We start from the raw sequence: 23,264 nt of genomic DNA, 5'->3' as shown, positions 1-23,264 counted from the left end.
CGGCCTCCGCTCAGCCGCCGGCGGCGGCCAGCCGCACGTTCCAGAAGCGCGGCTTGGCCGGCGCCCAGCCCTTGAAGCCGACCACGTTCCTGCGCATGGCGGTGGCGTCGCTGGCGTTGAACAGCACGATCATCGGCACGTCCTGCAGCATCTGCCTGTGCATCTCGTCGAACAGCGCCTGGCGGCGCGCCTTGTCGCGCGAGACCATGGCCTCGGCCAGACGGGTCTGCGCATAGGCGCTGTCCCAGACCTTGCGCGGCTGCGCGGCCTTGTCGCCCGACACCATCTCGTAGTTGAGCGCGGGATCGATGCGCGCCGAGTAGACGAAGGCCATGCTCTGGTACTGGCCCTTGGTGTAGCGGTCGAGCTGGGTGGCCCAGTCGAGCACCTCGAGCTCGATGTTGATGCCGGCCTCGGTGGCCATGGCCTGCACCAGCACGGCGGCCGAGTAGAGCGCCTCGTAGCGCTTGTTGGCGATCATGCGGATCGGCTGGCCGCGGTAGCCGGCCTCGGCCAGCAGCTTCTTCGCGGCGGCGATGTCGCGCTTGAAGCCGCCGGCCTGCGCCGCGTCGTAGTAGGGGCTGGTCGAGGGCACGACCGAGTTGTTGACGGCCGACAGGCCCTCGGTGACCGAGCGCGCGATCTCGGGCGTGTCGAGCGCCAGCGCCAGCGCGCGGCGGATGCGCACGTCCTTGAGCACGGGGTCGTTGGTCTGCAGCAGCAGCGCGACCATGGTCATCACGGGCGTGGTGTCCACGCGCACGTCGCTGCGCCCGCGCATCTCGATCACGTCGGAAGGGCTGGGGCTGATGAAGGCATCGATGCCGCCGCTGTAGAGCGCGGCCTTGGCCGCGGCCGAGTCGGGGATGACGACGAAGCGCAGGTTCTCGACCTCGGCCTTCTTGCCGCCCGTGAGGCCGTCGCGCGGCTCGGTGCGCGCGGTGTAGCCGTCGAAGCGGGTGAGCTCCACGTACTGGCCGCGCTTCCATTCCTTGAGCTTGTAGGGGCCGGTGCCCACCGGCTCCTTCCACTGGCCATCGGCTCCGACCGAGCTGCGGTGCAGGATGGCCGCGCCGCCGCAGTCGGGCCGCGCCATCATGGTGAGGAACAGCGCGCTCGCGCGGTCGAGCTTGAACACCACCGTCTTCGGGTTCGGCGCCTCCACCGAGAGCACCTTGGTCATGCCCTTGCCGTCGAACTCGCTGAGGCAGCGCCAGCCGCTTCCGGGCTTGAGGTAGCGCTGCCAGCTCCAGACCACGTCGTCGGCGGTGAGCGTGGCGCCGTTCTGGAACTTCACGCCGTCGCGCAGCGTGAAGGTGTAGCTCAGGCCGTCGGCCGAGGTGTCGACCTTGCTCGCGAGCATGGGGCCCACCGAGGTGTCCTCGCGCAGCGCGACCAGGCCCTCGCCGATGTGCAGCAGCACGTTGTCGGTGTTGTCGTCGCGGTTGCCGCCGGGGTCGGTGCTGCGGATGTCCGAGTTGATCTGGATGCGCAGCGTCTGGCCGGCGCCGGACGCGCCCTGGGCGAAGGCGGTGCCGGCGGCGAGGCCGAGCGCCAGCAGGGCGGCGGCGCGCGAGACGGAAGGCGGGCGGGCGGGGGGCACGGGTGGGTTCATGGCAAACACTCCTGGCGGGGGCTGGGCCGGTCGGGATCGGATCGGGAGGAACTCAGAGGGAATAGTCGGTGAAGCGGTGGGCCTTGAAGGGCGCCGGCGCGATGCGCATCTTCCGTGCCGCCGGGTCCATCACGATGGTCGCCACGGTGGCCGAGGAGGCGCCGCCCGGACCCGCGCTCGGGCTGCGGCAGACCGCGCGCGGCGCGCCGAAGCGGTCCTGCAGCGCGTCGAGCACGTCCTGCTCGGTGAGGTCGCCGGCGCGCTTGCGCAGGGCCTCGGTCACGCGGCGGTCGCGGTAGAGCGAGTCGGGCGTGGTCTCGAGGCTGCGGTCGACCACGCGCGCCAGCGCGGCCGGCGTCTTGAAGTGGTTGGCATGCACCAGCACGCCGTCCTCGGGCTGCTGCCAGAACACCTGCTCGGGGCAGGTCTCCAGGCTCACGGCCTCGCCTTCGGCATGGGTCAGGATCATGTTGTTGGAGATCGAGCGCGCGCTGCGGCAGACCACGCCGAGCGCATTGGCGTAGAGCTCGGACTGCAGGATGCCACGGCGGATCAGCGCCAGCGGCACGCCCTGCTGGCGGCCGTCGCTGTCGGCCTTGATGAAATTGCCGGTGACCGCGATGCCCGCGCTGTTGAGGCCGGCACGCGCCAGCGTGCCCGCCTCGGCGAAGGTCAGGATGGCCGGGCCCTTGGCCGGCTGGATGCGCAGCACCACGCCGAGCTCGAGGCTCTCGACACGCCAGTCCCAGTTCTGCGCGTGGATCAGCTTGCCGTCGCGCGCGGCCGAGGGCATGACCACCACGCCGGTGCAGCCGTCGGGCGGCTCGGTGGCCTCGAGCTGCTGGAAGGCATAGAGCATCTCGCTGCGCGCGTTGAGCGCCACGATGTCCTCGGCCGGCACGCCCGCGCCCTCGGCCACGCCCTCGATCTCGCGCAGCATGCCGGCGTCGAAGGCCTCGACCAGCGGCATGAAGCGGCGCGCCAGCGCGCGCGTGCGCTCCCAGTTCAGGCCCACGCGCTCGAAGGCGGCGCGGTAGGTGCGCAGGCTCAGGTCGATGCGGTCGCCGGCCGCGCGGCCGTACTGGCGGCCGCACTGGGCGGCGTCGCCCTCGATGTCGTAGAGGGGGAAGGATTCGATGTCCATGGGGTGCGGTCCTCGGGAATTCAGGCGGGCGTGTCGGTGGGCTGGGCGGTCTGGGCGATGGCCTGGCGCAGGCTGTCGACGATCTGGTCGACGTGCCGGCGCTCGAGCGTGAACGGCGGCGACAGCGCGATCGTGTCGCCGACCGAGCGCACCAGCACGCCGGCGTCGAGGCAGTGCTGCGCCACGGCCTGGGCGTGCGTGCCCGGGCCGGCGACCCAGGGCTGCAGCTCGATGCCGGCCAGCAGGCCGACGTTGCGCACGTCGATCACGCCGGGCAGGCCGCGCAGCGCGTGCAGGCCTTCCTCGAAATAGGGCGACAGCGCCGCGGCCTGGGCGATCAGGCCGTCGTGCACATAGGCGTCGAGCGTGGCCATGGCGGCCGCGCAGGCCAGCGGATGGCCCGAGTAGGTGTAGCCGTGCGAGAGCTCGACCGCGCTCACGCTGCCCTGCATGAAGGCGTCGTGCACCGCGTCGCGCATCAGCACCGCGCCCATCGGCACCGCGCCGTTGGTCAGGCCCTTGGCGGTGGTGATGAGGTCGGGCTTCACGCCGAACAGGTCGGCCGCGAAGTTGGTGCCCAGGCGGCCGAAACCGGTGATGACCTCGTCGAAGATCAGCAGCACGCCGTGCCGGTCGCAGATCTCGCGCAGGCGCTTCAGGTAGCCGCGCGGCGGCGGCAGCACACCGGTGGAGCCGGCCACCGGCTCGACGATGACGGCGGCCACGGTCGAGGCGTCGTGCAGCGAGATCAGCGCCTCGAGCGCGTCGGCCTTGTCGAGGCCGTGCGGCGGCTCGCCGCGCGAGAAGGCGTTGCGCGCCAGGTCGTGCGTGTGCGGCAGGTGGTCCACGCCGTTGAGCAGCGGCCCGAAGGTGCTGCGCTGGCGGCCGATGCCGCCGACCGAGATGCCGCCGAAGCCCACGCCGTGGTAGGCGCGCTCGCGGCCGATCAGCCGGTAGCGGCCGGCCTCGCCGCGCGCGCGGTGGTAGGCCACCGCGATCTTCAGCGCGGTGTCGACCGACTCGGAGCCCGAGTTGGTGAAGAACACGTGGTTCATGCCCCCGGGCGCCATCCCGGCGAGCCGCTCGGCCAGCGTGAAGGCGGCCGGGTGGCCGATCTGGAAGTTCGAGGCGTAGTCGAGCACGTCGATCTGCGCCTTCAGCGCGGCGCTGATGCGCGGGTTGCGGTGGCCGGCGTTCACGCACCACAGGCCGGCGATGGCGTCGAGCACGCGGCGGCCGTCGGCGAGGTCGTAGTAGAGGCCTTCGCTGCCGACGATCAGGCGCGGCGATTGCTTGAACTTGCGGTTGGGGGTGAAGGGCATCCAGAACGCGTCGAGGGACGCGGGCAGGGCGGGCGACGCCGCGGCGGCGTCGGGGGTCGAAAGGGTGTCGGCTGCGGCCACGAGGGTTTTCTCCGTTGGGACGCGACCCGGCGCTCGGGTCGTCGTGGGCCGATCTTGGAGCGTGGATTGTATTTTTGTCGCAAGATGTACATGGTTTTTTGCGGTCAAAAATACAAAGTCGGCGCGATGATCGGCGCCGATCCCGCGATTCCTCCCCGGAGAACCTTGGATGGCCGAAGCACAGATGGACACGCCCCCGGCGCCCCCTGCGTCGCAGATCGCGCCGCTCGCGCAGCGCGTGAGCCGCTACATCCTCGACCAGGCCCTGGCCGGCGGCTACGAGAACGGCCGCCACATGACCGAGGCCGATCTCGCGAGCCGGCTCGGCATCTCGCGCACGCCGGTGCGCGCCGCGCTGCGCTTCCTGCACGAGCGCGCCTTGCTGGCCCATGTGCCCAACCGCGGCTACACGCTGGTGGCCGACCGCGAGGCGCTGGGCCGCGCGTGGCGCGAGATGCCCGAGGACGAGGAGAAGACCCTCTATTACCGGCTGCTGCGCGACCGCCTCGCGGGCAAGCTGCCCACGCGCGTCAACGAGCTCGAGCTGGCGCAGGCCTACGACGCGCCGCGGCCCCTGCTGCGCACCGTGCTGACCACGCTGCTGCAGGACGGCGTGCTGCGCGGGCGCCACTACCAGCGCTGGGAGTTCACCGAGACCCTCGACTCGGTCGAGAGCGAGCGCGAGAGCTACCGCTTTCGCCTGATCGTCGAATGCGCCGCGCTGCGCGAGCCGGGTTTCCGCATCGACCCTGAGCGGCTTCTGGCCTGCCGCGAGCGCCAGCAGAGCCTGCTGGCCCAGGCCGCGCGCTACAACTGGATGGACTTCTTCGAGGCCAATGCGCAGTTCCATGAGCTGCTGGCCAGCTTCTCGGGCAACCGCTTCGTGCTCGACACCGTGCAGCAGCAGAACCGGCTGCGCCGCATGTCGGACCTCTCGGACTATCCGCTCGTGAACGTCGACCTGCTGCACAAGTCCTGCCGCGAGCACCTCGAGATCCTCGACGCGGTCGAGGACGGCGACCTGGCCCGCGCCGCCGAAGGCATGCGGCTGCACCTGAGCCGCGCCAGCGACCTGCTGGAGCGGCGGGTGATGGGCGTGCTCGGCGACTGACTGAATCCGCAACCCAACCTTCTCCTCTTTCTTCTTCTTTTCTTCATGACGCAAGACAACACAGCGCTGGCCGCCGGCTGGCGCGACGGATTCCCCACGGCCGGCGCGCCCGTCACGAGGCCGCGCGAATGCCCGGTGTTCCAGCCGCCGCACAACCGCTGGGCCTTCTCGCACCTGCGCGAGCTGCAGCCCACGCGCAGGGTGGGGCGCGGCAGCGCGCCGGTGGCCGAGCTGCCGCGCGCGATGCGGCCCGAGATCGATGCGCTGCCCTTCGCGCGCTTCGGCGACGGCGCGCCCACGACCTGGCTCGCGGCGCTCGAGGCCATCCATGCCGACGGCGCCGTGGTGCTGCATCGCGGGCGCATCGTCTACGAGCGCTACTTCGGCGCGCTCGACGCGCAGGGCGAACACATGGCGATGTCGGTCACCAAGTCGGTGGTGGGCACGCTCGGCGCCATGCTCGCGGCCGACGGCACGCTCGACGAGAACGCCTTCGTCACGCACTACATCCCCGAACTGGCCGACAGCGCCTTCGGCAGCGCGACCGTGCGCCAGGTGATGGACATGACCACGGCCATCGACTATTCGGAGGAATACGCCGACCCCGATGCCGGCGTGTGGAAGCACGCGCGCGCCGGCGAGCTGCTGCCGCGCCCGGCGGGCTACGCGGGCGCCGAGGGCTACCGGCAGTTCCTGCAGAGCGTGGGCGCGGCGCGCGACGGCACCGTGCACGGCCAGGCCTTCGCGTATCGCACCGTCAACACCGACGTGCTGGGCTGGCTGATCGCGCGCGCGGCCGGGCAATCGGTGGCGAGCCTGCTGGGCGAACTGATCTGGTCGCGCCTGGGCGCCGAGCAGGACGCCAGCTTCGCGCTCGACGGCCAGGGTGCCGAGTTCGCGGGCGGCGGCTTGTGCACCGGCCTGCGCGACCTCGCGCGCTTCGGCGAGGCGATGCGGCTGGGCGGCCATTTCAATGGCGCGCAGATCGTGCCCGAGGCCGTGGTCGCCGACATCCGCCGCGGCGCCGACCCGGCGCGCTTCGCACTCGCGGGCTACACCCGGCTGGCGGGCTGGAGCTACCGCAACATGTGGTGGGTGGCGCACGACGCGCACGGCAGCTTCACCGCGCAGGGCATCCATGGCCAGGCGCTGCACATCGATCCGGTGGCCGAGATGGTGGTGGCGCGCTTCGCCTCGCATCCGCTGGCGGCCAATGCGCACCTGCCGACTTCGATGCCGGCCTTTCGCGCGCTGGCCGCGCACCTCATGGGCGAGGGCTGATCAGCCGGCGATCAGCGCGGCATCGACCACCCGCACGCGGTGGTCGATGTAGTAGCCGCCGAACTCGGTGTAGCGCAGCACCAGGCGCGCGCAGGCGCTGCAGCGGTAGACGTCGCAGCGGTTGTACGGGAAGTGCGCGACCGAGATCGGCGCCTCGGGCGAGTCGTAGCGCGTGCCGGCCGGGTGGAATTCCTCGAACGTGGGTTCGTAGGCCTCGGGGTCGCGCAGCGTGCCGACCTGTTCCATCAGCGCCTTGGGCCAGCGTTCCTCGGTGATGCTTTCCCAGGCCCTGGCGTCCTGCAGGCGGCAGGCGCAGGTGGGGCGCGTGGGCGTGGCGGCTTCGGCGAGCCGGCGGAGGGCGGGGGTGTCGAGCAGGATCATGCGCGAAGGGAGTCTAGTGCTCGTGCCATGTCCGAGCGGCGCGCGGGCTCAAGGCGGATCGTCGAGCAGCACCGCCCCCGGTCCCGTGGCGCCCAGCTGGTCGCCGGGATTGCGCAGCGGGCAGTCGGTCATCGACAGGCAGCCGCAGCCGATGCATTCGCCGAGGTCGTCGCGCAGCCGGGTCAGCACGCGGATGCGTGCGTCGAGCTCGTCGCGCCAGTGCGCGGACAGCGCCTTCCACTGCGCGGCATTGAGGATGCGCCCCTCGGGCAGCCGCGACAGCGAGTCGCGGATGGTCTCGAGCGGAATGCCCGTGCGCTGCGCCACGCGGATCACCGCGATGTGGCGCAGCACCTCGCGCGGATAGCGGCGCTGGTTGCCCTCGCTGCGCCAGCCCTTGATCAGCCCCTTCGATTCGTAGAAGTGCACCGTCGAGACGGCGACGCCGCTGCGCCGGGCGACCTCGCCGACGGTCAGGACCTTGGCGGGCTCGGCGGGATGGTTCTCTGGCATGGCGGAAAGGCTCGGAGTCGGATCGGCGTCTTATAGGCGGTATAGACGATATAGGCGATGGGGCGCTCAGCCGCCGAGCTGCCGCCGCAGGTGGCTCGCGATCGCCGCCGCGAGCAGCCCGCCGATGATGGAGACGTGCTCGAGCGCGAAGTACAGCGACAGCGTGGCGCGCGGTTCGGGCAGCGACCAGAAGCGATGCACGATCGCGATCGTGAGTAGCAGGAACACCGAGAGCGCGCCGGCGCCCAGCCACACGGCGCGATCGACCAGCAGCAGCAGCGAGCCGGCCAGCAGCACGAAGATGGTGGCGACATTGAAGGCCCAGGCCGGCTCGAGGCCCGCCGCGCGCATCTCGCCCACCCCGCCCGCGAAGTTCAGCGCCTTGGCGAGACCCGACGCGGCAAAGACCACGGCGAGCAGTATCCGGGCGGCCAGCCACAGCAGTTGGCTTTCCAACGCGGCATCGATCCACGACCTCATCAACACAGCTCCTGATTTCGGCGGGATATTCGTTGCCGCCATGGGTTCATCGGTGAAGCTCACGCGGGTATTCGGGTGAGCGCGGCGGACTGTAAAACCTCAACCAAACTTGAGGTCAAGCGCTGTCGCCATGCAGCGGAATGGCCGGGTGCGCTACGCTCGCGCCCTGCGCGCTTGCAACCGAGAGAAGCGGCGGCGCCCAAAGACATCGAATGACACCGAACGAGAACCCAGAAAACGCCGGGCCCGGGCCCGATCCAGTGCGAGGCCCTGAAGCGGCCCAGGCGCTCGAGGCGATGCGCCTATCGGTCGCGCCAATGATGGACTGGACCGACCGCCATTGCAGGTATCTGCACCGCCTGCTGAGCCGCCACGCGCTGCTCTACACCGAGATGGTGACGACCGGCGCGCTGGTGCATGGCGACGTGCCGCGGCACCTGCGCTTCAACGCCGAGGAGCATCCGCTGGCGCTGCAGCTCGGCGGCAGCGAGCCGGCCGATCTGGCGCACTGCGCGAAGCTCGGCGAGCAATGGGGCTACGACGAGATCAACCTCAACTGCGGCTGTCCGAGCGAGCGCGTGCAGCGCGGCGCCTTCGGTGCCTGCCTGATGAACGAGCCGCAGCTGGTGGCCGACTGCGTGAAGGCGATGGTCGACGCGAGCAGCGTGCCGGTGACGGTGAAGCACCGCATCGGCATCGACAAGATCGAGAGCTACGAGTTCGTGCGCGACTTCGTGGGCCAGGTCAGCGAGTCCGGTTGCGACACCTTCATCGTGCATGCGCGCAATGCCTGGCTCAAGGGCCTGAGCCCGAAGCAGAACCGCGAGATCCCGCCGCTGCGCTACGCGCTGGTGCATCGGCTCAAGCACGACTTTCCGGCGCTGAAGTTCTCGATCAACGGCGGCATCACGCTCAATGCGCAGGTGCACGAGCACCTGCGGCTGCTCGACGGGGTGATGGTGGGACGCGAGGCGTACCACAACCCCTGGTGGCTGGCCGAATGGGACGCGGAGTTCTTCGGCGCGGCGCCCTCGGAACGCACGCGCGAGGAGGTCGAAACCCTGATGTGCGACTACATGGTGCGCGAGGCGGCCGAGCACGGCACGCCGTGGTCGAACATCGCGCGCCACATGCTGGGCCTGCGCAACGGGCTGCCGGGCGCGCGCCGCTGGCGCCAGGTGTGGAGCGACCACCGCATGAAGAGCAAATCGCCGCACGAGGTGATGGCGATCGCGCACGAGCCGGTGGCGCAGGCGGCCTGAGCCGCGCTCCCGCTTCTTTTCAGGCCGCCATCAGCGTGGCCTCGGGCACGTCCTCGATGGTGGTGCGGCGCAGCTCGCGGCGCTCGGCGATGTCGTAGCGCCGGCCGCGGTGCAGGGTGCTGCGGTTGTCCCACATCACGAGGTCGTGCACCTGCCATTCGTGGCGGTAGACGAACTCGCGCTGGGTCGCGTGCTCGAGCAGGTCAGACAGCCGCATGCGGGCCTCGGCCACGGGCCAGCCGACGATCTCGCGCGCATGCACGCCCACGAACAGCAACTTGCGCCCCGAGCCCGGGTGCGTCTGCACCAGCGGCCAGGCGGCCGGCGGGATGGTCTTCTTCTGCTCGTCGGTGTAGGCCTCGTCGCCCAGCAGGATGCGCGTGTGCAGCGCGTAGTGCTCGGCGCTCAGGCCCTCGAGCTCGGCCTTGTCGCGCTCGGGCAGGGCGTCGTAGGCGGCGCGCAGGTCGGTGAACTCGGTGTTGCCGCCCCAGCTCGGCAGCACCAGCGCATGCAGCATCGAATAGGCGGCGCGCGGGTTCTGGAACGAGCTGTCGCTGTGCCAGAGCTGGTTGGCGAAGTTCGAGAGGTTCTTCGGCGAATCGCGGCGCGCGACGTTGCCTTGCGCATCGACGTTCGAGATGTCGATCAGGCGCTCGTCCTCGAGCCGTTCGGGGCGCTTGAACACCTTCTTGAGGCCGAGGTCCAGCGGCCCGAAGGCCTTGGCGAAATCGATCTGCTGCTGGCCCGTGAGCGGCTGGCCGCGCCACACCAGCACGGCGTAGCGGTTCATCGCGGCGTTGATCTGCCTGACCTCGTCGCTCGAGAGCGGTCGGGCGATGTCGATGCCGCGCGCTTCGGCGGCGAAATGCGGATGCAGGGGGGTGAGTGCTAGGGGCATGGGAAGGGTGTCCGGATGGAAGAGGGGCTCACTCGGGCTGGATGCCCGCGTCGGCGATGACGCGCGCCCAGCGCTTCATCTCCGACTGCACGAAGGCGTCGAACTGCGCGGGCGTGGAGGCGACCACCTCCATGCCCTGTTCCTCGACGCGCTTGCGCATCTCGGGGTCGAGCAGCACGCGGCGCGTGTCCGACTGGATCTTCTCGATGACGGCCGGCGGCGTGCCGTGCGGCGCGATGAAGCCCAGCAGCGCGTTGACGTGGAAGCCGGGCAGGGTCTGCGCGACGGTCGGATAGCTGAAGCCGGGCACCGGCTTGTCGCCGAGGGTGGCGATCAGCTTCATGCGGCCGGCCTTCACGAAGGGCAGCACCGAGAGGAAGGGGTCGACCACGAGGTCGATGCGACCGCCCATGAGTTCGGTATGCGCGGGCGAGCTGCCCTTGAAGGGCGCGTGCAGCATGTCGAAGCCCGCCTCGCGCTTGAGCAGCTCGGCCCCCAGGTGGGTGGTGCTGCCGGCCCCGGGCGTGCCGTAGGTCAGCTTGCCCGGATTCTTCTTCGCATAGGCGATCAGCTCGGCCAGCGTGTTGAAGGGCGCGTCGGGCCGGGCCACGATGGCCAGCTGCAGGTTGGCGATCTGCGTGATGCCCGCGATGTCCTTGAGCGTGTCGTAGGGCAGCGTCTTGCGCAGCGAGGGATTCACCGCGAACGAGGAATTCACCATGCCGATGGTCAGCCCGTCGGGCGGGGCCTTGGCGACGAAGTCGGCACCGATGGCGGTGCCGGCGCCGGGCTTGTAGTCGACGATGACCGGCTGGCCCCAGCCCTCCTGCAGCTTCATGGCGATGAGCCGGCCGACGGTGTCGGTCGGCCCGCCGGGGGCGAACGGCACGATGAGCTTCACCGGTCCCTTGGGGAATGCGGCCGGCGCGGCGGCCCGCGCGAAACCCGGAAGGCCGGCGCCGGCCAGCAGGCCGAGGCCGGTGCCAAGAAGGTCGCGGCGGCGCGGCGACGGCGGGGAGAAGTGGGGGTTTTGTCTCGTCATCTCATTATTTTGAAACTGTGTTCCGAAATAATGATCTCCCAAAGTTCTCGCGTCAACCCGTTTTTGCTGAAAAATGGCAACAAAGATCAATCAGGGAAGCAAAGGTTTCTAAAAATGAATGACGCGATTGGCGGCAGGGAAGAGGTGAGCGCGCTCGCCAGGGGACTGGCCCTGCTGAAGGTGATCGGGATGGCGGCGGCGCCGATGGGCAATCGCGAACTGGCGGATGCGACGGGCATTCCCAAGGCGACGGTGTCGCGGCTCACGGCCACCCTGGTCGGGGCGGGCTACCTGCGGCAGTCGCAGGACAGCGAGCGTTTCAGCCTGGGGCCGGCGCTGCTCGACATGAGCAGCCGCTACCTGCGGCACTTCGACCTGCGCACGGTGGCGCGCCCGCATCTCTCGGCGCTGTCGGACTTCGCGGGCGCGAGCGTGCACATGGGCGTGCGCGACGAGCTCGACATGCTGATCATCGATTCGCTGCGCCCGCGCTCGGTGATGATCAGCTCGCGCATCGAGGTCGGTTCGCGCATGACGATCGCCACCTCGGCCGCCGGACGGGCCTACCTGGCCTCGCTCGCGGCGCCCGAGCAGGAGGCGCTGCTGGCGCAGATCCGGCAGGAAAGCGGTGAGAACTGGCCGCGCATCGAGCCGGGGCTGATCGCCAGCATCGAGGAGTACGCGCGCGTGGGCTACTGCGGCTCGTTCGGCGAATGGCATCCGCACATCCACGCGCTGGGTTTCGCGCTGCGCGGCCCGCGCGGCGAGCGCTACGCGGTGAGCTGCGGCGGCCCGGCCTACCTGCTGCCCAAGGACACCATGCTCGCGCGCGTGGCGCCGCGGCTGCTCGAGACGGCGCAGCGCATCGCGGCCGAGGCGGGCACGGTCGATCTCGATTGAGTGAAGAGAAGCGGGCCGCCGCGCGGCCCCGTGGCGAACGCTAGGCCGCCGCTTCCAGCCCGTTGCTGAAGTGCTCGCGCATGCGCGCCATGGCGGCCTCGCCGTCGCGCGCCTCGATCGCGGCCATCACCGAGCGGTGCTCGGCCAGCGATTCCCCGATCCGCCCGGCCTTGAGCAGCGAGTTGTGGCGGTTGAGCTTCATCACCTTGCGCAGGTCGGCCACCATCTGGTCGCGCCACTTGTTGTTGGCGATCGCCAGCAGGCGCATGTGGAAGCGCTCGTTGACCGCGAAGAAGTGCTCGCGGTCTTCCGGTGCGGCCGCGGCTTCGAGCTCGGCATGCAGCGCGCGCAGTTCGGCGAGCTGGGCCTCGGTGGCGCGCTCGGCCACCACGCCGGCGGCATCGCTCTCGAGCAACGAGAGCAGGTGGTAGACGTCGGCCAGGTCCTGCTCCGACACCTCGGTCACATAGGCGCCACGGCGCACCTTCATCGTCACCAGGCCCTCGGCGGCCAGCACCTTCAGCGCCTCGCGCAGCGGCGTGCGGCTGATGCCGTACTCCTCGGCGAGCTTGAGTTCGTCGATCCAGCTGCCCGGTTCGAGCTCGCGGCGGAAGATCCGCTGGCGCAGCAGCTCGGCCACCTCTTCGTAGAGGGCGCGCGGGGTGAGGGTGACGGCGGACATGGGCGGGACTGTACTTCAAAAATCGCGTTTGAATTAATAATTATGGATCGGTTAGACTCGCGGCCGGCCTGCAAATCCCTGCGCGCCACCAGCGATTCCAGCGAATCCTTTCCTCCAGCAGCACACCCCTGCACGACACACTGCGAAGCGGCGCCTCCATGAGCAGCAAACCCGAACCCTCCTTCAAGCCCGCCACTCTCGAGGCCTGGGCCAAGGCCGCCGCAAAGTCGGCCCCCGGCGGCGACGTCGCCGCGCTGAACTGGATCACGCCCGACGGCATCAGCGTCAAGCCGCTGTACACCGCGGCCGACCTGCAGGGCCTGAAGTACACCGACACGCTGCCGGGCTTCGAGCCCTACCTGCGCGGCCCGCAGGCCACGATGTACGCGGTGCGTCCGTGGACCATCCGCCAGTACGCCGGCTTCTCGACCGCCGAGGAATCGAACGCCTTCTACCGCAAGGCGCTGGCTGCCGGCGGACAGGGCGTGAGCGTGGCCTTCGACCTCGCCACCCACCGCGGCTACGACAGCGACCATCCGCGCGTGACCGGCGACGTGGGCAAGGCCGGCGTGGCGATCGATTCGGTCGAGGACATGAAGATCCTGTTCGACCAGATCCCGCTCGACAAGGTCAGCGTGTCGATGACCATGAACGGCGCGGTGCTGCCGGTGCTCGCGGGCTACGTGGTCGCAGCGGAAGAACAGGGCGTGGCGCAGGACCAGCTCAGCGGAACCATCCAGAACGACATCCTCAAGGAGTTCATGGTCCGCAACACCTACATCTTCCCGCCCGCGCCGAGCATGCGGATCATCGGCGACATCATCGAGTACACGGCGCAGAACATGCCGAAGTTCAACTCGATCTCGATCAGCGGCTACCACATGCAGGAAGCCGGCGCCAACCAGGCGCTGGAGCTGGCCTTCACGCTGGCCGACGGCAAGGAGTACGTGAAGACCGCGCTGGCCAAGGGCCTCGACGTCGACGGCTTCGCCGGGCGCCTGAGCTTCTTCTGGGCCATCGGCATGAACTTCTACCTCGAGGTGGCCAAGATGCGCGCGGCGCGCCTGCTGTGGTGCCGGATCATGAAGGAGTTCGAACCGAAGAACCCCAAGAGCCTGATGCTGCGCACCCACTGCCAGACCTCGGGCTGGAGCCTGACCGAGCAGGACCCCTACAACAACGTGGTGCGCACCACCATCGAGGCGATGGCCGCGGTGTTCGGCGGCACGCAGAGCCTGCACACCAACGCGCTCGACGAAGCCATCGCGCTGCCGACCGAGTTCAGCGCCCGCATCGCGCGCAACACGCAGCTCATCATCCAGGAAGAGACGCACATCACGAACGTGATCGACCCCTGGGCCGGCAGCTACATGATGGAGAAGCTCACGCAGGACATGGCCGACGCGGCCTGGACCATCATCGAGGAGGTCGAGGCCATGGGCGGCATGACCAAGGCGGTGGACAGCGGCTGGGCCAAGCTCAAGATCGAGGCCGCGGCCGCCGAGAAGCAGGCGCGCATCGATTCGGGCAAGGACGTGATCGTCGGCGTCAACAAGTACAAGCTCAAGAACGAGGACGCGATCGAGAGCCTCTCGATCGACAACGTGAAGGTGCGCGACCAGCAGGTGGCGCGGCTGCAGAAGATCCGCGCCGCGCGCGACGGCGCCAAGGTGCAGGCAGCGCTCGACGCGCTCACCGAGGCGGCCGAGAACGGCAGCGGCAACCTGCTGGCGCTGAGCATCGACGCGGTGCGTCTGCGCGCCACCGTCGGCGAGATCTCCGACGCGCTCGAGAAGTCCTTCGGCCGCCACCGCGCCGACACCCAGAAGGTGACCGGCGTCTACGCCGCCGCCTACGACTCCGCCGAGGGCTGGGAGAACCTCAAGACCGAGATCAACGCCTTCGCCGAGGAGCAGGGCCGCCGTCCGCGCGTGATGATCTCCAAGCTGGGCCAGGACGGCCACGACCGCGGCGCCAAGGTGGTGGCCACGGCCTTCGCCGACCTGGGCTTCGACGTCGACATGGGTCCGCTGTTCCAGACGCCCGAGGAGTGCGCGCGCCAGGCGATCGAGAACGACGTGCATGCGGTGGGCGTGAGCACGCTCGCGGCCGGCCACAAGACGCTGGTGCCCGCGATCATCGCGGAGCTGCGCAAGCAGGGCGCGGACGACATCATCGTGTTCGTCGGCGGCGTGATCCCGCGCCAGGACTACGACTTTCTCTACGAGGCCGGCGTGAAGGGCATCTACGGACCGGGCACGCCGATCCCGGCGAGCGCGAAGGACGTGCTGGAGCAGATCCGCGCGGCGGTCGCGGCCTGACGAGAGCGGACGTGGGCGATCTCCTGTCGCGGCTGTCGCTGCAGCCCGTGGAATCCAGCGATTTCGAGGACATGCTGGCGCTGCGCATCGACGCGATGCGCCCGAGCCTCGAGCGTGTCGGCCGCTTCGACCTCGCGCGTTCGCGAGAGCGGCTCAGCGCCGGCTTCGTGATCCCGTTCATGCACCACATCGTGCTCGACGGCGACGGGCGCATCGGCTTCGTCACGCTCAAGCCCGAGGGTGCCGATGCGCTGCGGCTCGACCACCTGTACCTGCGCACCGGCTTCCAGGGCCTGGGCATCGGCGAATGGGTGATGCGCTGGGCCAAGGCGCAGGCGCGCGCGCAGCAGCGCGACATCAAGCTCACGGCGCTGGTGGAGAGCGATGCCAACCGCTTCTACCTGCGGCACGGCTTCGTGCTCGAGGGCGAGGAGGGCGTCGACCTGCACTACCGCTGGCGCCTGGCCGTGGAGGCCGCGTGCTGAACACGGCGCAGGCGCTTGAGCGCGCGATCGCCGAGACGGACGGCATGGCGCAGCGCCGCGCCATCGCCAAGGCCATCACGCTGCTCGAATCCACCCGCGCCGACCACCGCGCGCAGGCCGACGAGCTGCTCACCGCGCTGCTGCCGCGCACCGGCAACTCGTTCCGGCTCGGCATCTCGGGCGTGCCGGGAGTCGGCAAGTCGACCTTCATCGAGACCCTGGGCCTGCTGCTGATCGACAAGGGCCACCGCGTCGCGGTGCTCACCATCGACCCCTCGTCCACCGTCTCGGGCGGCTCCATCCTCGGCGACAAGACACGCATGGAGCGGCTCTCGGTGCACGAGCGCGCCTACATCCGTCCGAGCCCCTCGAGCGGCACGCTCGGCGGCGTGGCCGAGAAGACGCGCGAGGCGATGCTGGTGTGCGAGGCCGCGGGCTACGACGTGGTGATCGTCGAGACCGTGGGCGTGGGCCAGAGCGAGACCGCGGTATCGGGCATGACCGACATGTTCGTGCTGATGCAGCTGCCCAACGCCGGCGACGACCTGCAGGCGATCAAGAAGGGCGTGATGGAGATCGCCGACCTGGTCGTCATCAACAAGGCCGACATCGACAAGGACGCCGCCACGCGCGCACAGGCGCAGATCACCTCGGCGCTGCGGCTGTTCGGCCACCAGGGCAACCCCGACCACGCGGCCGCGGCGCACGACGCGCACAGCGGCGCGCAGGTGCGCTTCTGGCGGCCGGCGGTGCTGCAGCTCAGTGCGCTCGCGGGCACCGGCGTCGATGCCTTCTGGGCTGCCGTGCTCGAGTTCCGCGCGCTGCAGACCGCCAACGGCCGGCTCGCCACGCGCCGGGAGAAACAGGCCACCGCGTGGATGTGGGAGCGCATCGACGCGGGGCTCAAGCAGGCCTTCAGGCAGCACCCGCAGGTGCGCGAGCTGCTGCCGCGGCTCACGCGGCAGGTGGCGCAGGGCAGCCTGCCGGCGTCCACCGCGGCGCGCCAGCTGCTCGCCGCGGCGGCCGTCGCGGCGCCGGCACCATGACTTTCAACGATATCCAGGACCACCGCTTCGAAAGCACACCATGCAAGAACTGATCGACGAACTCGAAAAGCGCCGCGCGCAGGCCCGCCTCGGTGGCGGCCAGAAGCGCATCGACGCGCAGCACGCCAAGGGCAAGCTCACGGCGCGCGAACGCCTCGAACTGCTGCTGGACGACGGCACCTTCGAGGAATGGGACATGTTCGTCGAGCACCGCTCGACCGACTTCGGCATGGCCGACAACAAGATCCCGGGCGACGGCGTGGTCACGGGCTACGGCATGATCAACGGCCGCCTGGTGTTCGTCTTCAGCCAGGACTTCACCGTCTTCGGCGGCGCGCTCAGCGAAGCGCATGCCGAGAAGATCTGCAAGGTGATGGACCAGGCGATGAAGGTCGGCGCCCCGGTGATCGGCCTCAACGACTCGGGCGGCGCGCGCATCCAGGAGGGCGTGGCCTCGCTCGGCGGCTATGCCGACGTGTTCCAGCGCAACGTGATGGCCTCGGGCGTGGTGCCGCAGATCAGCATGATCATGGGCCCGTGCGCGGGCGGCGCGGTGTACTCGCCCGCCATGACCGACTTCATCTTCATGGTGAAGGACTCGAGCTACATGTTCGTCACCGGCCCCGAGGTGGTGAAGACCGTGACGCACGAGAGCGTGACGGCCGAGGAACTGGGCGGCGCCGTGACTCACACCACGCGCAGCGGCGTGGCCGACATGGCGTTCGAGAACGACGTCGAGGCGCTGATGATGCTGCGCCGCCTCTACAACTACCTGCCGCTGAACAACCGCGAGAAGCCGCCGGTGCGCCTGGGCAACAACGGCCAGGGCGACCCGGCCGACCGGCCCGACTATTCGCTCGACACGCTGGTGCCCGAGAACGCGAACAAGCCCTACGACATGAAGGAGCTGATCTTCAAGGTCGCGGACGACGGCGATTTCTTCGAGCTGCAGCCCGACTACGCGAAGAACATCGTCATCGGCTTCGCGCGCATGGAAGGCCAGACCGTGGGCATCGTCGCCAACCAGCCGCTGGTGCTGGCGGGCTGCCTCGACATCAAGAGCAGCATCAAGGCCGCGCGCTTCGTGCGTTTCTGCGATGCCTTCAACATCCCGGTCGTGACCTTCGTCGACGTGCCCGGCTTCATGCCCGGCACCGGCCAGGAGTACGGCGGCATCATCAAGCACGGCGCCAAGCTGCTCTACGCCTATGCCGAGTGCACGGTGCCGAAGATCACCGTCATCACGCGCAAGGCCTACGGCGGCGCCTACGACGTGATGGCCTCCAAGCACCTGCGCGGCGACGTCAACCTGGCCTGGCCGCGCGCCGAGATCGCTGTGATGGGCGCCAAGGGCGCGGTCGAGATCATCTTCCGCGAGGACAAGAACGACCCGGCCAAGCTCGCGGCGCGCGAGGCCGAGTACAAGGCCCGCTTCGCCAACCCCTACGTGGCGGGCGCGCGCGGCTACATCGACGACGTGATCCTGCCGCACGAGACGCGCAAGCGCATCTGCCGCTCGCTGGTGATGCTGCGCGAGAAGAAGCTCGAGAACCCGTGGCGCAAGCACGGCAACATTCCGCTTTGAGCGGCACGGAGAAGAACATGTTCAAGAAGATCCTGATTGCCAATCGCGGCGAGATCGCCTGCCGTGTGATCCAGACCGCCAAGAAGATGGGCATCCTCACGGTCGCTGTCTATTCCGACGCCGACAAGGAAGCCCGCCACGTCGAGCTGGCCGACGAGGCCGTGCACATCGGTGCCGCGCCCAGCCGCGAGAGCTACCTGCTGGCCGACCGCATCATCGAGGCCTGCAAGAAGACCGGCGCCGAGGCCGTGCATCCAGGCTACGGCTTCCTGTCGGAGAACGAAAGCTTCGCGAAGAGGGTCGAGGAAGAGGGCATCGCCTTCATCGGCCCCAAGCACTACTCGATCGCGGCCATGGGCGACAAGATCGCCTCGAAGAAGCTCGCCAACGAGGCCAAGGTCAACACCATCCCGGGCTGGAACGACGCCATCGAGACGGCAGAGCGCGCGGTCGAGATCGCGAAGGACATCGGCTACCCGGTGATGATCAAGGCCTCGGCCGGCGGCGGCGGCAAGGGCCTGCGCGTGGCCTTCAACGACAAGGAGGCCTTCGAGGGCTTCACCTCCTGCCGCAACGAGGCGCGCAACAGCTTCGGCGACGATCGTGTGTTCATCGAGAAGTTCGTCGAGGAGCCGCGGCACATCGAGATCCAGGTGCTCGGCGATTCGCACGGCCACGTGATCTACCTCAACGAGCGCGAATGCTCGATCCAGCGCCGGCACCAGAAGGTGATCGAGGAGGCGCCGTCGCCCTTCATCAGCGACGCCACGCGCAAGGCGATGGGCGAGCAGGCGGTGGCGCTGGCCAAGGCCGTGAACTACCAGAGCGCGGGCACGGTGGAGTTCGTGGTCGGCAAGGACCAGAGCTTCTACTTCCTCGAGATGAACACCCGGCTGCAGGTGGAGCATCCGGTGACCGAGTGCATCACGGGCCTCGACCTGGTGGAGCTGATGATCCGCGTGGCGGCCGGCGAGGCGCTGCCGCTGACGCAGGAGCAGGTCAAGCGCGATGGCTGGGCCATCGAGTGCCGCATCAACGCCGAGGACCCGTTCCGCAACTTCCTGCCCTCGACCGGCCGGCTGGTGAAGTTCCAGCCGCCGGCCGAGACCATGTTCGCGAGCGACACCGAGCACCTGCAGGGCGTGCGCGTGGACACCGGCGTGTACGAGGGCGGCGAGATCCCGATGTACTACGACTCGATGATCGCCAAGCTCATCGTGCACGGCAAGGACCGCAACCACGCGATCGCGCGCATGCGCGAGGCGCTCAACGGCTTCGTGATCCGCGGCATCAGCAGCAACATCCCGTTCCAGGCGGCGCTGCTCGCGCATCCGAAGTTCGTGGCCGGCGACTTCAACACCGGCTTCATCGCCGAGAACTACGGCAAGGGCTTCCATGCCGAGGACGTGCCGCACAGCGAGCCCGATTTCCTGGTCGCGCTGGCCGCCTACGTGCACCGCCGCTACCGCGCGCGTGCCTCGGGCATCAGCGGCCAGCTCGAAGGCCACGGCGTGAAGGTGGGCGAGCAATTCGTGGTGGTCGAACTCGGCGCGCAGGGCGAGCACGTGCACCACCCGGTGACCGTGAGCGACTTCCACGGCAAGACCGGCGCGAGCGCGGTCACGGTCAACGGCAAGACCTACAAGATCGACAGCAGCCTCGCGCTGGGCGCGGTGCGGGTGCAGGGCATCGTCAACGACAAGCCCTTCGTCGCGCAGGTGGAGCGCGGCGCCGGCAAGAATCCGCTGGCGCTGCGGGTGTCGAACGACGGCCGCCAGATCGAGGCCATGGTGCTGTCGCCGCTGGGCGCGCGCTTGCTCGCGCTGATGCCGCACAAGGCACCGCCGGACCTCAGCAAGTTCCTGATGTCGCCGATGCCGGGCCTGCTGGTCGAGGTGGCGGTGCAGCCGGGCCAGCAGGTGCAGGCCGGCGAGAAGCTCGCGGTGATCGAGGCGATGAAGATGGAGAACGTGCTGTTCGCCGCGCAGGACGGCGTGGTCGGCAAGATCTCCGCGGCCAAGGGCGAGTCGCTCGCGGTCGACCAGATCATCCTGGAGTTCAACTGATGGGAGCCAGCGACCTGCAGGCGGTGGTGCTGCACCGGCCCGCGAAGCCGGCGCCGGCGCCCGAGGGCCGCTGGTCGGTCGAGGCGATCCAGGCGCTGCTCGACAAGCCGCTGATGGAACTGCTGTTCGAGGCCCAGACGGTGCACCGCCAGCACTTTCCCGCGGGCGACATCGAGCTGGCCACGCTGCTGTCGGTGAAGACCGGCGGCTGCCCCGAGAACTGCGGCTACTGCCCGCAGTCGGCCGAGTTCGACACCGGCGTGAAGGCGCAGAAGCTGATGGAGGTCGACGAGGTGCTGCGCGCCGCGCAGGCGGCCAAGGACGCGGGCGCCACGCGCTTCTGCATGGGCGCGGCCTGGCGCGCGCCCAAGGACCGCGACGTCGAGAAGGTGGCGGTGCTGGTCGAGGCCGTGAAGGGCCTGGGCCTGCAGACCTGCGCCACGCTCGGCATGCTCGAGCCGCACCATGCACGGCAGCTCAAGGCCGCCGGCCTCGACTACTACAACCACAACCTCGACACCGCGCCCGAGTACTACACCGACATCGTCGATACCCGCAGCTACCAGGACCGGCTCGACACGCTGGCCCATGTGCGCAGCGCCGGCATCAGCGTGTGCTGCGGCGGCATCGTGGGCATGGGCGAGGCGCCGGTGCACCGCGCGGGGCTGATCGCGCAGCTCGCCAACCTCGATCCGTACCCCGAGTCGGTGCCGATCAACAGCCTGGTGCGCGTGCCCGGCACGCCGCTGGCCGACTCGGAACCGATCGATCCCTTCGACTTCGTGCGCATGATCGCGGTCGCGCGCATCACCATGCCGACCGCGCGCGTGCGCCTGTCGGCCGGCCGCCAGCAGATGGGCGAGGCGGTGCAGGCGCTGTGCTTCATGGCCGGCGCGAATTCGATCTTCTACGGCGACAAGCTGCTGGTCACGGGCAATCCCGACGTCGAGGCCGACGTGCAGCTGCTGCGCAAGCTGGGGCTGCGCTCGCACCGCACCTCGACCGAAACGAACCCGGAGTCCTGCCAATGACGAGCGCCATCCAACGTCCCTTCCGCGTGCTGGGCATCCAGCAGATCGCGATCGGCGGTCCCGACAAGACCCGGCTGCAGAAGCTCTGGGTCGACATGCTGGGGCTCGAGGTCACGGGCACCTTCCGAAGCGAGCGCGAGAACGTCGACGAGGACATCTGCGCGATCGGCACCGGCCCGTTCAAGGTCGAGGTCGACCTGATGCAGCCGCTCGATCCCGAGAAGAAGCCCGCGGTGCATGCCACGCCGCTCAATCACGTGGGCCTGTGGATCGACGACCTGCCGACGGCCGTGGAATGGCTGACCTCGCAAGGCGTGCGCTTCGCGCCCGGCGGCATCCGCAAGGGCGCGGCGGGCTTCGACATCTGCTTTTTGCATCCGAAGGCGAACGACGAGTTCCCGATCGCGGGCGAGGGCGTGCTCATCGAGATGGTGCAGGCGCCGCCCGAGGTGGTGAAGGCCTTCGACGCGCTCGCCGGGCGCTGAGGCCGGGCGCTTCAGGCGTTCACGACCTTGCGGATGGGCGGCTTCACGTCCGAGCGGTGCGGCGGCAGCATCGGCTGGTGCTCGCGCGCCGGGTTCAGGATGATCGAGGTCGCGGTCTCGGTGAGGATGCAGAACTTGGTGACCACCGCGTCGAGGTGGCTCACGTCGATCACCGCGATCTCGAGGATCCAGCTGTCCTCGCCGGTCACGTTGTAGGCATTCACGCATTCGGGCGTGTCCTGCACCAGCTTCACGACGCGGTCGTAGTCGGCGCGGCCGACGCGGATCATCGCGCGGATGCCGTAGCCCAGCTTGGCCAGGTTGACGGTGGCGCGGTAGCCGCTGATCACGCCCGCGGCCTCGAGCTTCTTCACGCGCTCGGTCACCGCCGGCTGGCTCAGGTGCACGCGGCGACCGAGCTCGGCCATGGTGAGGCGCGCATCCTTCTGCAGCTCGGCCAGGATGCGGGTGTCGTGGGCATCGAGCGTGGGGTTCAAGGTGGATTCCATCGAAGTCCTTCAAATCGACGGCCGCGAGCCGCCAGAACCGTGATTTGCGCATGGAAGCGCGGCGGCGGCCTTCATACCATGGAGCGGCTCAGTCCCACAACAACAGACACCCTCGACATGCTCTCGCTCGCCACTTCCACGCCGTCCGCGCGCGGCGGACTGCCGCCGATCATCTGGCTCTGCCTCGCCGCCACCTGGCTGGTCTGGGGCTCGACCTATCTCGCGATCAAGTACGCGCTGATCAGCTTCCCGCCCTTCCTGCAGATGGGTTCGCGCTTCCTGTTCGCGGGCCTGCTGCTCGCGGCCTGGATGCGCTGGCGCGGCGCGCCCTGGCCGAACCGGCTGCAGTGGCGCAACGCGCTGGTGGTCGGCACGCTGATGCTCGGCGGCGGCATGGGCGGCACCGCACATGCCGAGGTCTCGGTGGGCTCGGGCCTGGTGGTGGCCTTCATCGCGGTGGTGCCGCTGATCATCGCGCTGCTCAACCTGATCTGGGGGATCGTGCCGACGAAGCTCGAGGCGATCGGCATCGCGCTGGGCCTGGTCGGCGTGCTGATGCTGACCCAGGGCAGCGGCTTCCAGGCCTCGCCGGCCGGGCTGGCCGCCATCAGCATCGCCTGCGTCTGCTGGTCGGCCGGCAGCGTGCTGAGCCAGCGCGCGCTGCCGCTCGCACCGGGCGCGATGGGCTTCGCGAGCGAGATGATCTGCGGCGGCGTGGTGCTGCTGGTGCTGGCTGCGGTCTCGGGCGAGAGCCTCGTGTGGCCGCCCGCGCCGCAGGCCACGGCGGCCTGGTTCTACCTGGTGGTGTTCGGCTCGCTGATCGCCTTCAACGCCTACATGCTGCTGCTGGCGCGCGCGCCGGCCGCGCTGGCGGCCAGCTACACCTTCGTCAATCCGGTGATCGCGATGCTGCTGGGCGTGTGGATCGCGGGCGAGACGGTCACGCGCTTCGAGTGGTACGCGGTGACGGTGATCCTGGCGGGCGTGCTGATGCTGCTGCTCAAGCGCTCGGCCAGAGGCTGAG

At 69.4% G+C, this 23,264-nt stretch carries 22 protein-coding genes; 12 read left to right on the top strand and 10 right to left on the bottom strand.

The annotated features are described in order from the left end of the window. Positions 1-10: 10 nt before the first annotated feature. The 3 genes from KV106_RS15535 to aptA are packed head-to-tail and all read right to left on the bottom strand — an operon-like array spanning position 11 to position 4,162. The gene (locus KV106_RS15535) at positions 11-1,615 is read right to left on the bottom strand and encodes an ABC transporter substrate-binding protein (RefSeq protein ID WP_261210958.1); all 1,605 of its coding nucleotides are present in this window, start codon (positions 1,613-1,615) and stop codon (positions 11-13) included. 52 nt (positions 1,616-1,667) lie between these two features. Further along, positions 1,668-2,759 (bottom strand): C45 family autoproteolytic acyltransferase/hydolase, encoded by a 1,092-nt coding sequence (locus KV106_RS15530; protein WP_261210957.1) that lies wholly within the window; start codon positions 2,757-2,759, stop codon positions 1,668-1,670. 20 nt (positions 2,760-2,779) lie between these two features. Further along, positions 2,780-4,162: an omega-aminotransferase AptA gene (gene aptA, locus KV106_RS15525; RefSeq protein WP_462982917.1), complete on the bottom strand. Its 1,383-nt coding sequence runs from the start codon at positions 4,160-4,162 to the stop codon at positions 2,780-2,782. 169 nt (positions 4,163-4,331) lie between these two features. Here aptA and KV106_RS15520 point away from each other — a divergent pair, with 169 nt between their 5' ends. Next, complete coding sequence (locus KV106_RS15520; protein ID WP_261210956.1) at positions 4,332-5,273, top strand: GntR family transcriptional regulator; 942 nt, start codon at positions 4,332-4,334, stop codon at positions 5,271-5,273. Between the two features lie 45 nt (positions 5,274-5,318). Then, entirely contained in the window at positions 5,319-6,554 is a 1,236-nt protein-coding gene (locus KV106_RS15515) for a serine hydrolase domain-containing protein (RefSeq protein WP_261210955.1), read from the top strand. Here KV106_RS15515 and KV106_RS15510 read toward each other — a convergent pair whose 3' ends face one another. The 3 genes from KV106_RS15510 to KV106_RS15500 form a co-directional block, all read right to left on the bottom strand. Continuing rightward, on the bottom strand, positions 6,555-6,935 hold the full coding sequence (locus KV106_RS15510) for a hypothetical protein (protein WP_261210954.1): 381 nt from the start codon (positions 6,933-6,935) through the stop codon (positions 6,555-6,557). A 48-nt stretch (positions 6,936-6,983) separates the two neighbouring features. Next, complete coding sequence (soxR, locus tag KV106_RS15505) at positions 6,984-7,448, bottom strand: redox-sensitive transcriptional activator SoxR (protein WP_261210953.1); 465 nt, start codon at positions 7,446-7,448, stop codon at positions 6,984-6,986. A gap of 66 nt (positions 7,449-7,514) precedes the next feature. Beyond that, a complete protein-coding gene (locus KV106_RS15500) occupies positions 7,515-7,928 on the bottom strand; it encodes a DoxX family protein (RefSeq protein ID WP_093343438.1) in 414 nt (137 codons plus the stop codon). A gap of 212 nt (positions 7,929-8,140) precedes the next feature. Here KV106_RS15500 and dusA point away from each other — a divergent pair, with 212 nt between their 5' ends. After that, positions 8,141-9,190 (top strand): tRNA dihydrouridine(20/20a) synthase DusA, encoded by a 1,050-nt coding sequence (gene dusA, locus KV106_RS15495; RefSeq protein WP_261210952.1) that lies wholly within the window; start codon positions 8,141-8,143, stop codon positions 9,188-9,190. 19 nt (positions 9,191-9,209) lie between these two features. Here dusA and KV106_RS15490 read toward each other — a convergent pair whose 3' ends face one another. Both KV106_RS15490 and KV106_RS15485 read right to left on the bottom strand, forming a co-directional pair. Further along, a complete protein-coding gene (locus KV106_RS15490) occupies positions 9,210-10,088 on the bottom strand; it encodes a TauD/TfdA dioxygenase family protein (protein WP_261210951.1) in 879 nt (292 codons plus the stop codon). A gap of 28 nt (positions 10,089-10,116) precedes the next feature. Next, positions 10,117-11,130 carry a tripartite tricarboxylate transporter substrate binding protein gene (locus KV106_RS15485; RefSeq protein ID WP_261210950.1) on the bottom strand — a complete coding sequence of 338 codons (1,014 nt, stop codon included), beginning with the start codon at positions 11,128-11,130 and terminating at the stop codon, positions 10,117-10,119. Between the two features lie 114 nt (positions 11,131-11,244). Here KV106_RS15485 and KV106_RS15480 point away from each other — a divergent pair, with 114 nt between their 5' ends. Further along, positions 11,245-12,030, top strand: a complete 786-nt coding sequence (locus KV106_RS15480) for an IclR family transcriptional regulator (protein ID WP_261210949.1) — start codon at positions 11,245-11,247, stop codon at positions 12,028-12,030. 40 nt (positions 12,031-12,070) lie between these two features. On the opposite strand, the gene KV106_RS15475 is transcribed toward KV106_RS15480, so the two are convergent. Continuing rightward, positions 12,071-12,712 carry a GntR family transcriptional regulator gene (locus KV106_RS15475; protein ID WP_057593638.1) on the bottom strand — a complete coding sequence of 214 codons (642 nt, stop codon included), beginning with the start codon at positions 12,710-12,712 and terminating at the stop codon, positions 12,071-12,073. Between the two features lie 158 nt (positions 12,713-12,870). Between KV106_RS15475 and scpA the strand changes: the two genes are divergently transcribed. The 7 genes from scpA to KV106_RS15440 are packed head-to-tail and all read left to right on the top strand — an operon-like array spanning position 12,871 to position 21,731. Continuing rightward, entirely contained in the window at positions 12,871-15,033 is a 2,163-nt protein-coding gene (gene scpA, locus KV106_RS15470) for a methylmalonyl-CoA mutase (RefSeq protein WP_093342684.1), read from the top strand. An 11-nt stretch (positions 15,034-15,044) separates the two neighbouring features. After that, entirely contained in the window at positions 15,045-15,518 is a 474-nt protein-coding gene (locus KV106_RS15465) for a GNAT family N-acetyltransferase (RefSeq protein WP_057593640.1), read from the top strand. Continuing rightward, a complete protein-coding gene (meaB, locus tag KV106_RS15460; protein WP_057593641.1) occupies positions 15,512-16,564 on the top strand; it encodes a methylmalonyl Co-A mutase-associated GTPase MeaB in 1,053 nt (350 codons plus the stop codon). Before KV106_RS15465 ends, meaB begins: the two co-directional genes overlap by 7 nt. A gap of 40 nt (positions 16,565-16,604) precedes the next feature. Next, positions 16,605-18,149: an acyl-CoA carboxylase subunit beta gene (locus KV106_RS15455; RefSeq protein ID WP_261210948.1), complete on the top strand. Its 1,545-nt coding sequence runs from the start codon at positions 16,605-16,607 to the stop codon at positions 18,147-18,149. A gap of 17 nt (positions 18,150-18,166) precedes the next feature. Beyond that, positions 18,167-20,215: an acetyl-CoA carboxylase biotin carboxylase subunit gene (locus KV106_RS15450; protein WP_057593643.1), complete on the top strand. Its 2,049-nt coding sequence runs from the start codon at positions 18,167-18,169 to the stop codon at positions 20,213-20,215. Further along, positions 20,215-21,246 (top strand): biotin synthase BioB, encoded by a 1,032-nt coding sequence (gene bioB, locus KV106_RS15445; RefSeq protein WP_261210947.1) that lies wholly within the window; start codon positions 20,215-20,217, stop codon positions 21,244-21,246. Before KV106_RS15450 ends, bioB begins: the two co-directional genes overlap by 1 nt. Beyond that, complete coding sequence (locus KV106_RS15440) at positions 21,243-21,731, top strand: VOC family protein (RefSeq protein WP_057593644.1); 489 nt, start codon at positions 21,243-21,245, stop codon at positions 21,729-21,731. Before bioB ends, KV106_RS15440 begins: the two co-directional genes overlap by 4 nt. Before the next feature lie 11 nt (positions 21,732-21,742). Here the strand turns inward: KV106_RS15440 and KV106_RS15435 are convergent, their stop codons facing one another. Next, a complete protein-coding gene (locus KV106_RS15435) occupies positions 21,743-22,240 on the bottom strand; it encodes an Lrp/AsnC family transcriptional regulator (RefSeq protein WP_208512240.1) in 498 nt (165 codons plus the stop codon). A gap of 117 nt (positions 22,241-22,357) precedes the next feature. Between KV106_RS15435 and yedA the strand changes: the two genes are divergently transcribed. After that, entirely contained in the window at positions 22,358-23,263 is a 906-nt protein-coding gene (gene yedA / locus KV106_RS15430; RefSeq protein WP_261210946.1) for a drug/metabolite exporter YedA, read from the top strand. Position 23,264 lies beyond the last annotated feature (1 nt).

It is taken from the genome of Variovorax endophyticus (assembly GCF_025376855.1).
Taxonomy (GTDB): domain Bacteria; phylum Pseudomonadota; class Gammaproteobacteria; order Burkholderiales; family Burkholderiaceae_C; genus Variovorax.
The sequence above is the reverse complement of the archived record's forward strand: the minus strand, read 5'-3'. Positions and strand labels throughout refer to the sequence as shown.

Bases quoted from the DNA above. Each gene is read 5' to 3' on its own strand.
- KV106_RS15500 (WP_093343438.1), bottom strand. From the start codon at position 7,928: ATGAGGTCGTGGATCGATGCCGCGTTGGAAAGCCAACTGCTGTGGCTG.
- soxR (WP_261210953.1), bottom strand. From the start codon at position 7,448: ATGCCAGAGAACCATCCCGCCGAGCCCGCCAAGGTCCTGACCGTCGGC.
- KV106_RS15450 (WP_057593643.1), top strand. From the start codon at position 18,167: ATGTTCAAGAAGATCCTGATTGCCAATCGCGGCGAGATCGCCTGCCGT.
- KV106_RS15440 (WP_057593644.1), top strand. From the start codon at position 21,243: ATGACGAGCGCCATCCAACGTCCCTTCCGCGTGCTGGGCATCCAGCAG.
- yedA (WP_261210946.1), top strand. From the start codon at position 22,358: ATGCTCTCGCTCGCCACTTCCACGCCGTCCGCGCGCGGCGGACTGCCG.
- KV106_RS15435 (WP_208512240.1), bottom strand. From the start codon at position 22,240: ATGGAATCCACCTTGAACCCCACGCTCGATGCCCACGACACCCGCATC.
- KV106_RS15515 (WP_261210955.1), top strand. From the start codon at position 5,319: ATGACGCAAGACAACACAGCGCTGGCCGCCGGCTGGCGCGACGGATTC.
- KV106_RS15510 (WP_261210954.1), bottom strand. From the start codon at position 6,935: ATGATCCTGCTCGACACCCCCGCCCTCCGCCGGCTCGCCGAAGCCGCC.
- KV106_RS15480 (WP_261210949.1), top strand. From the start codon at position 11,245: ATGAATGACGCGATTGGCGGCAGGGAAGAGGTGAGCGCGCTCGCCAGG.
- dusA (WP_261210952.1), top strand. From the start codon at position 8,141: ATGACACCGAACGAGAACCCAGAAAACGCCGGGCCCGGGCCCGATCCA.
- KV106_RS15475 (WP_057593638.1), bottom strand. From the start codon at position 12,712: ATGTCCGCCGTCACCCTCACCCCGCGCGCCCTCTACGAAGAGGTGGCC.
- KV106_RS15530 (WP_261210957.1), bottom strand. From the start codon at position 2,759: ATGGACATCGAATCCTTCCCCCTCTACGACATCGAGGGCGACGCCGCC.
- KV106_RS15455 (WP_261210948.1), top strand. From the start codon at position 16,605: ATGCAAGAACTGATCGACGAACTCGAAAAGCGCCGCGCGCAGGCCCGC.
- KV106_RS15485 (WP_261210950.1), bottom strand. From the start codon at position 11,130: ATGACGAGACAAAACCCCCACTTCTCCCCGCCGTCGCCGCGCCGCCGC.
- KV106_RS15535 (WP_261210958.1), bottom strand. From the start codon at position 1,615: ATGAACCCACCCGTGCCCCCCGCCCGCCCGCCTTCCGTCTCGCGCGCC.
- KV106_RS15490 (WP_261210951.1), bottom strand. From the start codon at position 10,088: ATGCCCCTAGCACTCACCCCCCTGCATCCGCATTTCGCCGCCGAAGCG.
- scpA (WP_093342684.1), top strand. From the start codon at position 12,871: ATGAGCAGCAAACCCGAACCCTCCTTCAAGCCCGCCACTCTCGAGGCC.
- bioB (WP_261210947.1), top strand. From the start codon at position 20,215: ATGGGAGCCAGCGACCTGCAGGCGGTGGTGCTGCACCGGCCCGCGAAG.
- KV106_RS15520 (WP_261210956.1), top strand. From the start codon at position 4,332: ATGGCCGAAGCACAGATGGACACGCCCCCGGCGCCCCCTGCGTCGCAG.